Here is a 13,939-nt window from a genome sequence, read left to right as displayed (position 1 = left end):
ATATTTGCAAGTCTGTCCTCGGCTCACCGCTCACAAATAACCAATAACCGATAACTGATAAAAATATGTCCCCTTTAATTTTGCTAGTTGATGATGACCCAACAAATTTACTCTTACTCGAAGAGTTATTAGGGTCTGAAGGCTATCACACTTGTTCCGCTAATTCCGGGATGGAAGCATTAGAAATATCTGGGACTCAAGTCCCAGATTTGATTTTATTGGACGTGATGATGCCTGATATGGATGGGTTTGAAGTATGTCGCCGTTTGCGAGAAAATCCTCAATTGCAAAGTACACGGATTATTTTTCTCACGGCGTTAGATGATGAAGCTTCTCAAATTCAAGGGCTAGAAAGTTTGGCAGATGCTTATTTCACCAAGCCGATTAGTTCAAATTTATTGTTAGCCAAAATATCCAGCTTGTTGCAGTTACAAGCCATCCGAGAAAAACAGCAAGCAGAAAAAGTTAAACCTCAGTTTGATTTGGCTTGGTCGGTGAATGCAGAATTAATCGAAAAGTTTCGTTTGTTTGTACCGGAGCAATTTCTTTGTCGGATTGCTCCTGAAGGGGTGGATTCAATTCGGTTGGGGAATGCCTTAGAAGAAGAACTGACAGTTTTATTTTGTGATATTCGCGGATTTACGGCATTGGCTGAATCCCAGGAAGCTTTAGCAACTTATGAATGGTTGAATGCTTTTTTTTCTCAAATGAGTGAGGCGATCGCTGCCAATTATGGATTTATTGATAAATATCTCGGTGATGCAATTATGGCTGTATTTGACCGTCCGGTATTTCATGGAATTGATGGGACTAATGCAGCCGTAGCGATGGCCTATTCTTTACAGAATTTTAATCTAAACCGGCACCAATTTAATCTAGAACATCCCCTGAAAATCGGGATGGGAATTCACACAGGCAAAGCAGTGATTGGCACCATTGGCTCAAATTCGCGGATGGATTCAACGGTGATTGGCGATGCGGTGAATACCGCATCTCGACTGGAAGAGTTAACCAAAATTTATAGCTGTGAAGTGATTGTCAGTGAGGCGGTAATTAATCAGATTTTTCAGTCTGGTTTGGCGGAAACTGTCTATGTGCGATCGCTCGATTGTCTGGTACTCCGAGGCAAAACTAACTCCATGAAAATTTATGAACTGTTGGGCAATCACCATGTTATTGTAGATGCACTTAAAGTAAAAAATAAAGCTTTATTTGAAGCCGCAATAAAATTTTGGTTGGCACAAGATTTTCCCCAAAGTATGGTCATTTTTGAGCAAGTTTTACAGGAAAATCCCCAAGATGCGATCGCCGAATTTTATCTTCAACGCTGCCGCGAACAACTTACTTAAATTATAGATAACCAGCATTAATTATCAATAATTATTGCTGCTTGTTCTAAAATTTGTAGAGACACATCTAAATTAAGAAACCAGATAATCAACCAGAAACGACCAGAAACAAAAACCATGAACAGAAAAATTATCCTCGATACAGACCCAGGGGGCGACGATATTTTTGCCTTATTTTGGTTACAAAGTTTAATCAAACAAGGGATCGCGGAATTGGTTGCTGTCACCACCGCTGGGGGAAATGTCAGTGCTGAATATACTTTTAGGGCTGCTAGTAAAATTATCCACTTAGGTGGATTAAATCAAATAGAAATTGGCCGAGGAGTTCCGGTCAAGACTGGGGAAATTGAAGATGCTGCGGCGATTCATGGAATGGATGGTATGGGCAATCTTTCTCAGACATTACCCAATGGCATTCATCGGTTTGATACCGCCCGATATTCTGATGAGATTATCGTAGAAAAGCTGAACCATTTTCCGGGGGAAATTACCCTAGTAGCGATCGCGCCTTTAAGCAACTTAGCTTCAGCAGAAACCAAAAGCCCCGGTATCTTAAAAAAAGCCAAAGAAATTGTCATCATGGGCGGGGCATTTCAGCACCGAGGAAATATCACTTCCCAGGCTGAATTTAATGTTGCCTACGATCCAGAAGCTGCCGCAACCGTCTTAGGCAGTCGGGATGATATTGTGATGATCACCCTGGATGTCACCCATCAGTTAATTTTAACTAATTTAATGGTTGAAACCATCACCGAGAAAAACCCAAAATCCGCAATTTCTCAGTTTATGCGGGCTTTATGCCAATTTATGACAACTACTTGTTTAAGTTATCGAGAAACCGGGGGAATTGAGGGTTTTTTAGTCCACGATGCGGCCACGATCGCCTATTTATTTTATCCCGAAACTTTGCACTTTCAGCGGGCAAAAGTTGAGATAGAAACTCAAGGCAGTTTCACCCGTGGACAAACTATTTTAGATCGCCGACATCTCCCCAAGCAATCGGTGAATGCTTGGGTATCTTCTCAAGTGGACGCGGTGAACCTTTTGGCTATTTTGATGGAAGATTTAAAATTAATTTGTTGATTGTTGATTGTTGTTTGGTATTTGTTATTTGTTATTTGTTGTTCGTTGGTCGTTATTTGTTGACGGTTGATGGGTACGGGCGAGAGTGACCAATCAACCATAGAATCCCTACCCATCAACCATCAACAATCAACCATCAACAAATAATAAAATTATTTCTCATCCAAAATAATCACCCCAGTCCATTCATTAGGAATATGCTTGATTTGAGACATTTTCTCACATTGGCTAATATAAAATTGAGCGGCTGGATCCGCTGGATTTATAGTTAAGATATCTTGGAAGATTTTTTTCGCGGATTTAAACTGTTTTTGCTCATACAAGGATAACCCTTCGGCAAAGTCAATTTTTGTTTGTTCTTTTAGCTGTTTAATTTCCGGGCGATCGCCATCAAAAATTTCCACCACCCCCACCGGCTGTTTTTTGCCTTTCACTTGCACTTGCCCCAAAAATCGACATTGATATAAAATCGGACGCTGCAAATTTTTCCAAGTTTGCTCGCTAATTAAAATCGAGGCGCCGTAAAGTTTAGTTAAACTTTCCAACCGTGAGGCTAAGTTAACCGCATCAGAAATCACGGTACTTTCCATCCGTTGTGATTCGCCAATGGTTCCCAGCATCAGGGTGCCCGTATGTAAGCCCACACCGATCGCGATCATTTCTTGACCCTGCGCTTGTTTTTCCCCATTAAATTTGGCCACTTGTTCCAGCATAGCGATCGCTGCTTGTACTGCATCATCAGCGGTTTGGGGAAACAGGGCCATCACCGCATCGCCAATATACTTATCAATAAACCCGTGGCGATCGCGAATCACCGGCCCAACTCGCTGCAAATAATCATTAATAAAATCAAAATTTTCCTTCGGAGTCATGTGTTCTGACAACGTAGTAAATGCCCGAATATCAGAAAATAAAATTGTCATCTCTTTCTGCACTTGGTCGCCCAACTGCACATCAATAATGCTTTCCCGTTCTAGAAATTGCAAAAATTCATAAGGTACAAACCGACCATAAGCAATATTAATTTTTGCCAAGCGCAAATGGGTTTTAATTCGGGCCAAGAGTTCATTCTTGAAAATCGGCTTAGTTAAATAATCATTCGCCCCAGATTCCAAGCCAATCACCAAATCAGACACTTGATTTTTAGCGGTTAACATCACCACCGGCAACTCCGTAGCCGGAAATTTTTGCCGCAATTGTTGACAAACCTCATACCCGGTCATTCCGGGCATCATCACATCCAATAAAACCAAATCAGGCTTAAACCCTTGTCCAATCAAATCTAAAGCTTCGGTGCCACTAGAAGCCCACACCACCTTATAATTTTGCACCGAGAGTTGATTCACTAACACCTGTAAATTCACGGGTTCATCATCGACAATTAAAATCTGGAAATGCTGATTTTGAAAAGCTGCTTCGGGAAACTGTTCTAAATCCACCACCCGATCTAATAAATTAGAGTCCATTAAATTGGATTGCCCTGAATGGTCTACCAGCCGTTCCACCCAAGGTAAACTTTTAGAGATGGTTTCTAATTTTTCCCGAAATAGAGGAACATCTTTTCCGGTTGTGGTTGCTTCTGCTTGACTGATGGGCAAGGTAAACGTAAAGCGCGAACCCACTCCAACCGTAGATTCTACCCAAATTTGACCGCCGTGGAGTTCTACGAGTTGCTTTGTCACCGCTAACCCTAACCCGGTGCCGCCATATTTTCGGGCAGTAGATCCATCGGCTTGTTCAAACTCTTGAAAAATTATGCTTAACTTATCTTCAGCAATGCCAATTCCTGTATCAGAAACCGTAATAGCCAGTTGAGGATTTCCCGGAGATGATTCGCTAGATGATTCACTGGTTTCTGGGATAATTTTTGCCGAAACTTCTACCACCCCACTTTCCGTAAACTTAATGGCGTTGCCGATTAAATTATAGAGAATCTGTTGTAAGCGATTTTCATCCGCCTCAATCGGTGGCAGATCCCGACTAATCTGATTAATCAGTTTCAGCGATTTTGTTTGAATCAGTGGTTGACATATCTGCAAAATTAAATCGGTAATTCCTCGGATACCTACAGGTTTAATTTGCAGTTTAAGTTGCCGATGTTTGAGTTCAGAAAAGTCCAGCAGATCATTGACTAATTGCGAGAGTCTACGGCCACTAGAGGCAATCATGGATAAGTTCGATGCCTGAATATCTGTTAGGGCACCTGTGGCGCCATCAATCATGGATTCAGCCAGACCAATAATCCCATTCAGGGGGGTACGCAGTTCGTGGGAAGTATTGGCTAAAAATTCATCTTTTAACCGATCTAGTTTTTGTAATTCTAAATTCTGGGATTCTAATTGTTTGGAATAAGTTTTTAGTTGAAAATTTGCTTGAGAAAATCGCGATTCTAAAATCAATCCCAAGCAGCCAATAAAAATAAACATTCCCCAGGGGTATAAGGTATAGTTGATGATATACAACCCTTCTGCATCCCGGAAAATATCGTGAACGGCACAAAGCAATAAAATTGTAAATCCGACGTTAAATAGTCGGCAGTCGCGATCGCCTTTTACCGAGGAGTTAATCACATGAATGATCAAAATCGACAATCCGACTAAAGCCAAAACATAAAAGACTTTTTTCAGCAGGAATCCGTCCACTAAGTTCAATACTTCTAGCCCGAAGGCAATAACGGCAAATCCAGCGTGAATTTGCCATAGTTTAGTAATGACTTTTTTGTACCCTGAACCAAAAATATGTTTGTAGAAATTATAGAAAAATACCGGAATAGCGTATAAGCTAAGGCTGCGAATATTATATAATAATATCGGCAATTTTATTAGTAAATAAATGGTTTCTGTATAAACAAGCAGTTGCAAGGCGATCGCGATCGCTGCAAAACCAAACGGTAAATATTCTTGGTGATTTTTATTTTTAGCCAGAATAAAAAGCGCAAAAATACCCACAGCAAGTAGAAAAAAACCTAAAACTAAATTATCAATATCTTTCCATAGCAAATCTTCTAAAAGCTGTGATGGATTTCCGATTAAAATTTCATCATAATTAGCGATGATTATGGATTCAGTGTTAGCAACATTTAGCCTAAAAAATAAAATTTTATTTTTTAAATAATTCAGCAATAAAATCGGCAGTTGATATTGATATATATCAAACTTAAATTCTCGTAAGGCTGACATGGGGATAAAGTCTTTAGCCAGTAATTTCGACCCTAAATAAATATCCGCTTCATAAGGCAATCCTCGCAGATAAATACTGGCATACCGCCAAACATTGTCGGGCAAAGGAACCTGCACCCAGACGGTTTCCACATTCGGCGGTTTAGAAATTTTTTCCTTCAGTTTAAATGACTGCCACTCTTGGGGAGAAGTATTGCCATTTTTCAGCGTCCAAATGGGCACCCCCGCATCATTCAAGGGAGAGTCACCCCAACGATACTTCCATCCGTCGGTTAAGGGTACAGCCTGGGGTTGATTACTGGGGTTTGCCCAGAGGCGATCGCCCATTCCTCCCCAGCATAATACCAGGAGTACACTGGCGAAAAAAGCACAAATGCTCAAAAATAGTTGGCGCTGGCGACCCATTAAAAAAGTCATAGATGCAACCTTGAAATTTACGGAAGTTTACCGAGATTTTTTAATTATAATCTATAAAAGATTATACCCATTTTCTGCAATTAAATAAAAGTAGACTAAAAAATAGGCAGTAAATGCCTAGGTCAATTCAGGGTTTTTGGCTTCACCTTTCTGGAAATAGTCCACAACTGCTTGGGCGATCGCCTGCGATCCATCTTTAGCCAGCACATTAGATGTTTTCGGTGGTTCGGGGTCTTGACGCAAAAATTCCCACTCACTCTCAAAAAACTCTGCGGGGGTAATAATTTGATGCAAACCGTAGTTTTTGATACCCGAAATCAGTAATGGTGACTCGGCAAAACCTTCTCGCAACAAAGAAACTAGAGGCACTTCTAAGCGTAAAGCTTCCGCAAAGGTACTATATCCGGGCTTAGAAATAACCCGCCCACAAACGGGCATCAAATCCACCGGGCGATATTGATTACCGCTCACTTTCACCAAATTAGCTAAATCTGGGGCTTGGGGGTCAAAGGTGATAAATTGCCACTCGGAAAACTGGCTTAAATTTTCATAAGGAATCCCCTGTAAGCCCAATCCGCCAAAGGTCAGTAAAATTGTCTTTTCTTTGGGGGCTGTCAAGGCAAATTTTTCCCGAATTTCGGCAGCAGAGTAGCGCGGATCGCCCCCAGTCAATCCCACTTCTGTGATTTGGGGAAAAGCACTCATCGGTTCATGCAGCGGTAAACGAAATAGGCGATCGCACTGACTAAAACATTCGCCAATCCAATCAGCCATTGCCACAAATTCACCACCCCAAGGACGATAAATAAAATCCCAGCCAAAATTGCCCATCATCCAACAGGGAATTCCTGCGGCTTTAGCCAAAGGCGCCACTAAAGGGGGAATATCTGCCAAAATTAACCCCACCCGATTCAGTCGCAGAAAATCAATTTCTGAAGCAATTAAATAATTTTGTTTTTGGCGAATTTCTTTTAACTTCTGCAACGTCGCTGCTAAATCCATGTTCACACTATCACTTTGAATCACCCCCACATCAAACCCACGAGGACGCACAATAAAATCCCCAGGAATATAATTTTCCAGTAACCAACGGGGCGACGTTGTGACCATAATCAGCACAATTTCTGGATTCAACTTTTGAATTGCGGCGGCCACCGATGCCGCTCGCACCGCATGACCAAAACCATGATTCGTGACAAAAATTGATAAAACGGGTCTAGACTGTGACATTGACTTGAAAAATTATAATTTTACTGCTATAATTATAGCATTTAAACAAAAATAATCTAAAAAATAATCTAATTTTTAGATTATTTGGGACATTTTTACGCTGAATTTATGGTAAAATAAACTAGCTAATAATTGGCTAGTTATGCCAATGAAGTAACTGATTTTTTGGAGAAATTTTATGTATCCTTGGCCTAGTTTAGTCACGGTTCTGGCTTTATTAATGTACTTTGTGGTGACAATCAATGTGGGCAGAGCCAGAGCCAAGTATGGGGTAAAACCACCGGCTATGTCTGGAAATCCAGAGTTTGAGTGCGTAGTCAGAGTACAGCAAAATACCCTGGAACAATTGATTATATTTTTACCCGCTTTGTGGATATTTTCTCTGTTTATTAACGAGATTTGGGCCGCATCCGTTGGGGCAGTTTGGATTCTTGGCCGAATTTTGTATGCTTGGGGTTATTATCAAGCCCCGGAAAAACGCTTTGTGGGTTTCGGCATGGCTTCCCTGGCTACAATGGCGTTGCTGGGCGGGTCTTTGTTCGGAACGGTGATGACTGCGGTGTCCAGTTTTCAATAATTAGTTGTTTGTTGTTTGTTGTTTGTTGTTTGTTGTTTGTTGTTTGTTGCTGGTTGTTGGGTAGGGATTCTTTGGTTATTTGTTGTTGGTCAGGAAAAATTGGTAATTATTGATTGGTAATGATTAATTTATCTTTGGTAGTTACTGGCTAACCAATAATAAATAACCAATAACACATAATATCAAATTACGAATGATAAAACACATGAACCAATATTTTTTGTCAAAATTGCGATCGCTTTTAAGTATCAGTCTGTTTATTTTTCTGGTAAGTTTTATTGGCTATTCTTCTTGGCAGTTGTTGAATGCGCTGATTGGGAAATTTTCCTAAAAGTTGTTTTTTCTAGGGGTTATTGTTCTAATTACAGAGGTTTTGTGGATTCCCGCCTGCGCGGGAATGACAGTTTTTTTTGTCCTTCATAACTCTGACAATTGCTATAAAATTTGCCAGTAATTTCCGTCCCGAATCTTGATAGAATCAAAAAGTCAATCTCTGCCAGTAATGTAAGGAAAGTAAAGTATGGCCGATCCGATTACCAAAACCGTGAGCGATCGCATATGCAAACACATGAACGAAGACCATGCTGATGCAGTTTTAATCTACGCTCAAGCCTTTGGCAACTTACCCGCCGCCACCGCAGCCACCATGAATTCTATTGTACCGGAAAGCATGGACTTAGTGGCTGAAGTCAACGGAGAAACTGTGCCAATTCAAATTAAATTCGATCATGTCCTCCAAGACTCGGAAGACGCGCATCAAACCTTAATTGCTATGATTAGACAAGCGCGTCAACAGGCAAAATAGTTGGTTCTTGGTTGTTGGTTGATTGTTGTTTGTTTTTACTGTTGGCCTTTTACGAACAACTAACAACCAACTAACAACCACCAACCAACAACTAACAACCAACAACCAACAACCAACAAATCAATTAATTCCCGGTTTTCACACAATTCATCATGCGTAAAGTTGCCGCAGCCGCATAGTTGCGTTGGGCGGAACTATTCGGGAAAAATGAACTGCCGGTTTCATTCAACGGTGAAGCCACTTCACAATAAGAAGACATTTGACCAATCAGAGTGGACGCCCAATGCCCCGACGTATCGGCAAATCTGGTGGCGGTTCGGGTAGAAGTTAAGGCAACCGTAGCCCCTTTGCGAGACTTGGCGAACTCGGCGGCCCGTCGCAAAATTGCCATCAGTTCAGCACGGGTCACAGGTTGACCGGGCTGAAATGTCCCGTCGGGATAGCCGGTAATAATATTGTTATCGCGAGCAAATTGAATTTTTGCCGCACTCCAACGGGTAGACACCACATCTGGATAAGGTCTGACCGTGGCTTGAGTGGGAACTGAGATATTGGTTCCGGGAATCTTTTGTAAAGCTTCGACCACCATTGAAACCACTTGTTCGCGAGTCAGGGTTTCTCGTGGCTTGAAGGTATTGTCTGGAAAGCCAGAGATAAACCCTTCACCGATCGCCTGGGTAATTTCTTGGGCATAAATATCCCCAGTAATATCAGCAAATCCGGGGGTCGGAGTCGGAGTCGGGGTCGGAGTCGGGGTCGGAGTCGGGGTCGGAGTCGGAGTCGGGGTCGGGGTGCTACCAGCCACAGCCGCTAGGGTTTGGTCGTTGGTGACATAGACATGACCGAGGGTGGTGTTTTCGTAAGTTCTTTTGGTAAAACGCCAACCGGAATTCAGAAAAATTTTCATTGCCTGACTGGAAAGGCCGAAGGTTCTGCCAATCACCACTTCTGGTTGGCTGGCAAGACGGGACATCCCTAGTAAATAAACCTCACTGCCTCGTCGTACTGCTCTTAAGCTGTAATTAATTCCCAGGTCTTCATCAGCCATTCTAATTGAGTAGCCGTTACTGTCTAAACTGCGTCCGCAAATGCCCGTAAAGTCAAAGGTGAGCAGCAGTAAGTTGACGGTGACTGGGCTAGATCCGCTTTCGCTCCAGCAGCTTTTGGCGGTTGACTGCTGTTCGATAATCACTAGGTTGTAGTTCCCATCAGCACGAGGCTGGGCTACGGCAATGAAGCTATTTTGATCGACTTCTTTTTTGCCAAAAATCGATTGGGCGAAGCCCGGAAGCGCTACCGCCAGGGTTAAAAAGGTTGCGGTAGCGACTTTAGTAATGCCAGTAATGCCACTCTTAATTTTCATGGTCTTGTTTTAAGTAAATGAACTCAGTGTAATCGTGTATTAATCGTGTAGGTTGGGTCCACCGTCCACAAAACCCAACCCACAATTTTAAGTTTGCGCTTAGATCCCCGGCTTTTTGGCACAGCCGGAAACCTAAACTTGTTACTTAGCCTAACCGCTCCTTACCGCAGCGGCAGATTTTAAACTTGTTAATTTAGCCTACAACCAATTTCCCACTAAAACAAAAGCCGCCCAGTAGTAGGGATGAGAAAATTCTGGATTTTGAATCATGGCTCGTTGTGCGGCACTGAGGGCTTCGGCTTTGGTTTGACGACGGCCTAATGTGAGATTTGTGGTGACGAGTTCTTGATAAAATTGACTCATTAGTTCGGCGGTGGCTTCGTCGCTGACATACCACAGGGATGCTAGGGTGCTGCGGGCTCCGGCGCGGACGGCAACTCCCGCGAGTCCTAGGGCAGCGCGTTTGTCTCCCACGGCGGTCTGACAAGCACTGAGAATGAGTAATTCAATGGTGGCTCCTTGGCGTTCTTCTAAGCGCAGGAGGTTGTCTAGTTCGTTGGCGTTGATGCGATCGTCCCAGGTGAGGACAAAGGTGTCTTCGGCGTTGGAGGAAAATTCCCCATGAGTGCCGAGGTGAACGATGGGAAATTCAACTTCCTGGAAGATGGTTCTAAAATTCGGTTCGGTGAAGGATTCATTCAGGAGTTTATTGGTGTTGATTTTTTGCTCGATCCGGTCAAATTCGATCGCCACTCCAGGCAGGGCTGGGAAGCCTTGGCGGGCTTCGGTGAGTCCGGCAGTGAGGGCTTGGAGTTCTTCTTGGGCAATGGGTTGGGGGGGAAGGAGTTGTAGACCCGGAGTCAGACCAATGTTGTATTTTTCCGTGAGATATTTTTCTCCGTCATAAAGGGCGGAGATCGGGCTGCTACGCAAGGCGCCGTCTAAGACGAAGACTAGGGTTTTGATTTGGTTGGCGGCTAGGTCGGCTTCAAAGGGCCGAATTAACCAGTCATAGAGTTGCTGGGAGAAGGGGAGAAAGTAACGGACGCTGCGCCGTCGCCAAGGGGCGGTGAGGGCGTTCCGCATTTCTAGGAGGGTCTCTTCCACTTTTTCTTGGGCAACTGGGATGCTGTGACGGTGTAAGGGTTGTCCGGGAATGGTGACAATCACTTCTAGGCGATCGGGCAAAATAATCGGATAGAATACCGCAGCGGTTGGGTCTACTTGGTCAATTTGTACAGGTTTTGTATCTAAGCAAGCATCTTGAAAGAAGTTATCAAGTTCGGCCAGTTGTAACGCTTCAATCGCTTCACGAGCAATGATTAAGTCAGCCTGTGTCACCTCTTGATTCGGGGCTAATAATAAGCTGACCATTTCTCGGTAAACAGGTTCAACGGTTTCTTGAAATGAGAATTGGGCGTCGGAACTCATGGCCACTAAATCGCCGCGCAAAGATTGCAAGGTTTTGACAGACGCTTGATAAGAGATGATCGCTTTTTCCCGTTCTCCTTGGGCGCGGAGAATTCGGCCTGTTTGCCATTGCCATTGATAGGCAATATCATCGGCATTAATGGCTTGAGCAATGAGCAAGGCTTCTCTGGTGGCGGTTCTGGCTTCTTCCCATTGCTCATTTTGTTCATATAAATGTCCCAAATATCCTAGGGCATAAGCTTCGCCTCTTTGATCCCCTAACTGCCGAGATTCTTGAACTGAGACGGCTAATAGTTCGGCAATTTCAGATAATTTAGTGATTTGTTCTTTATCAGTGATATTTTGATTATTTTTTAGATCGATTAGCTGCAATGCAAAATTAATTTGAGCATAATTTTTTTGTTGAGATTTTGGCAGGTTTTCTAAAGTATTTTTGATGTTATTCGTCAAATTAAATAGAGATTCATTAGGTTTTGTTTGGCGGATTAATACGCGCATTTCATTTAGCTGAGATTCTATAATCACTCTGGGGTTATCAGAGGTTTGAGTCGCTTCTTGATAAAATTTTAATGCGGCGTCATCATCGTGGTTGAATTCTGCGTTATTTCCCAGGCTGATTAGCACTCCAGCAATCATGTCTTGATTGGATTTTTTTTTTGCGATCGCCAAACTTTGCTCTAATATTTTTGTGGATTCAGGTAATTTTCTCACTACTCTGAGCCCTTCGCCTAAACTTTGCAATGCTTGGGCTTTGACTAAGTTATCCGGTTCTTCGGCTAACACTTGTTCCATTGCGATTAAGTTTTCCAGGGCTGTGCGATAAAGTCCGAGCGATCGCAGGGCTTGGACTTGGGAAATTTTGGTGCGAATCGAATTTTGAATATCTCCAAGGCTGTCATACAGATTAACGGCTTTTTTCCAAGTTTCTTGGGCATCTTCTGCATTTCCCGAATAGTATTCTAGTTTACCCTTCACCTCTAAGGCTTGAGCAAAAATTTGGATATATTCTCTATTTGCATTTAACTTAGGTGCTGCACAATTAATATTTTGACAAATAATTTCTAAGCTTTGCTGAACTGAGTTTTCGGCTTTAGTCAATTCCCCATTTTCTAGATAAACTAAGCTGAGATTACGGAGAATTCTGCTTTGGTTGAAATCGTCTTCTAATGCCGCATATTGATTGGCTAAATTTTCTAAAATTTGAATTGTTTGGTGGAAATTACCTTGTTGATATAAAGCTTCGGCTTGGGCTTCTCCTTCCAGTGAAGCGTTGAAAAAACTCTGAAAATTTTCTCTAAAATTTTCTCTAATCGAATTGTGCATCGATTCTCTGGCTACAGATTGATGGATTCCTATGTTTAACCCTAAAGAAATGGTGGCCAACAAAATCCAAAGTGAAGTAGGTTTCATATTTTTCCTAAGATGATTTTTCTTCTTGTTTATGCTTAAGTTATTTGTAATTAATTTAGTTGTATCTTTCGCTTATGGGAAAACTCCCCGAATAATGAGTAGCCAGTAACAAATAACGAAATGCTGCTGATGAAGTAACATTTGTAGTTTAGCGTAAGCGTGAGAAAATCAGGAAGTTCTGCTTATAGAGTGGATAAATTAATTATTTGTTGTTTGTTGGTTGTTGGTTGTTGGGTAGGGATTCTTTGGTTGTTGTTTGTTACTTGTTACTCGTTATTTATTATTTCTTGTTTGTTATTTGTTTTTGGTTACTTGTTGTTGGTTATCTGTTGCTTGGTGTTTGTCTTGTTTAACTTATGACAAATGACCTGTAACCTATAACCAATAGCTGCCAACGAATGACAAATAGCAAACAACTAACAACTAACAACTAACAACTAACAACCAAAGAATCCCTACCCAACAACCAACAACTAACAACTAACCACAAATATGGAGTAAATATCAGTCATGCAATTTAAGAATCGTCAAAATTGGTGTATCGAACACGATGATAAAGTTTACTGGATTAGCCGCAGTGTAACGGTGTTGCCAGTGGTATTATTTGTGCTGTCTGGGGATGAAAGACAGCGCATTTTTGTCCCTTTAGGCAAACGGGGGAAAGATTTACCCGATGAAGTGGGTAAGTGGGGTCTTCCTGGGGGCTATCTGGATTGGGATGAAACCGCAACGGAGGCGGTGATTCGAGAAACTTATGAAGAGTTGGGGCTAAATTTACTGGAAATTCGCGATCGCTGTGACAAGTTTCACGGGAGTTTTGATCACCCTTATTTGGTTAAAAGTCTCCCCAGAGGGAAACAAAATGTCACGCTTTTATTTGCCCTGATGTTTTGGGTGGATAGTTTACCGGAACTGTCACCGCAAGTTTCATCCGGGGAGGTGGAAGAGGTGAAATGGGTTGATTTAGCAACCGCCTTGCAAACTGATTTGGCTTTTCAACATCATATCGTGATTCGCGATTGTTTGCAAGAGCAATTGGCGATAGATTTTGATGGATTTTGATGGATTTTGATGGATTTTGATGGATTTTTAATT

Annotated in this window: 10 protein-coding genes; 6 read left to right on the top strand and 4 right to left on the bottom strand. The window is 42.1% G+C overall.

All coding sequences use genetic code 11. The features are described 5' to 3' along the window. The first annotated feature begins 65 nt into the window (after nucleotides 1-65). Entirely contained in the window at nucleotides 66-1,349 is a 1,284-nt protein-coding gene (locus tag AM228_RS20660) for a response regulator (protein ID WP_054468791.1), read from the top strand. A gap of 117 nt (nucleotides 1,350-1,466) precedes the next feature. Next, nucleotides 1,467-2,432: a nucleoside hydrolase gene (locus AM228_RS20655; protein WP_054468790.1), complete on the top strand. Its 966-nt coding sequence runs from the start codon at nucleotides 1,467-1,469 to the stop codon at nucleotides 2,430-2,432. Nucleotides 2,433-2,584: 152 nt separating this feature from the next. Here the strand turns inward: AM228_RS20655 and AM228_RS20650 are convergent, their stop codons facing one another. Then, nucleotides 2,585-6,028 carry an ATP-binding protein gene (locus tag AM228_RS20650; protein ID WP_054468787.1) on the bottom strand — a complete coding sequence of 1,148 codons (3,444 nt, stop codon included), beginning with the start codon at nucleotides 6,026-6,028 and terminating at the stop codon, nucleotides 2,585-2,587. A gap of 117 nt (nucleotides 6,029-6,145) precedes the next feature. Then, the gene (locus tag AM228_RS20645; protein ID WP_054468785.1) at nucleotides 6,146-7,258 is read right to left on the bottom strand and encodes a glycosyl transferase; all 1,113 of its coding nucleotides are present in this window, start codon (nucleotides 7,256-7,258) and stop codon (nucleotides 6,146-6,148) included. A gap of 178 nt (nucleotides 7,259-7,436) precedes the next feature. Here AM228_RS20645 and AM228_RS20640 point away from each other — a divergent pair, with 178 nt between their 5' ends. From AM228_RS20640 to AM228_RS20635, 3 genes are all read left to right on the top strand, one after another. Beyond that, nucleotides 7,437-7,835 (top strand): MAPEG family protein, encoded by a 399-nt coding sequence (locus AM228_RS20640; RefSeq protein ID WP_054468783.1) that lies wholly within the window; start codon nucleotides 7,437-7,439, stop codon nucleotides 7,833-7,835. A gap of 205 nt (nucleotides 7,836-8,040) precedes the next feature. Continuing rightward, nucleotides 8,041-8,166 carry a hypothetical protein gene (locus AM228_RS36305; RefSeq protein WP_255353235.1) on the top strand — a complete coding sequence of 42 codons (126 nt, stop codon included), beginning with the start codon at nucleotides 8,041-8,043 and terminating at the stop codon, nucleotides 8,164-8,166. Nucleotides 8,167-8,355: 189 nt separating this feature from the next. Next, nucleotides 8,356-8,640 carry a DUF2470 domain-containing protein gene (locus AM228_RS20635; RefSeq protein ID WP_054468781.1) on the top strand — a complete coding sequence of 95 codons (285 nt, stop codon included), beginning with the start codon at nucleotides 8,356-8,358 and terminating at the stop codon, nucleotides 8,638-8,640. A gap of 124 nt (nucleotides 8,641-8,764) precedes the next feature. On the opposite strand, the gene AM228_RS20630 is transcribed toward AM228_RS20635, so the two are convergent. Further along, nucleotides 8,765-10,003, bottom strand: a complete 1,239-nt coding sequence (locus AM228_RS20630; RefSeq protein WP_054468779.1) for a DUF3747 domain-containing protein — start codon at nucleotides 10,001-10,003, stop codon at nucleotides 8,765-8,767. A 198-nt stretch (nucleotides 10,004-10,201) separates the two neighbouring features. Next, entirely contained in the window at nucleotides 10,202-12,844 is a 2,643-nt protein-coding gene (locus AM228_RS20625) for a CHAT domain-containing protein (RefSeq protein ID WP_054468777.1), read from the bottom strand. A gap of 510 nt (nucleotides 12,845-13,354) precedes the next feature. Between AM228_RS20625 and AM228_RS20620 the strand changes: the two genes are divergently transcribed. Beyond that, nucleotides 13,355-13,906, top strand: a complete 552-nt coding sequence (locus AM228_RS20620) for an NUDIX domain-containing protein (RefSeq protein WP_054468774.1) — start codon at nucleotides 13,355-13,357, stop codon at nucleotides 13,904-13,906. The last annotated feature ends 33 nt before the right edge of the window (nucleotides 13,907-13,939 follow it).

It is taken from the genome of Planktothricoides sp. SR001, from assembly GCF_001276715.1.
GTDB classification, from domain to species: Bacteria; Cyanobacteriota; Cyanobacteriia; order Cyanobacteriales; family Laspinemataceae; genus Planktothricoides; species Planktothricoides raciborskii.
Note: the sequence above shows the minus strand (reverse complement) of the source record. Positions and strands in the feature narration are given on the sequence as shown.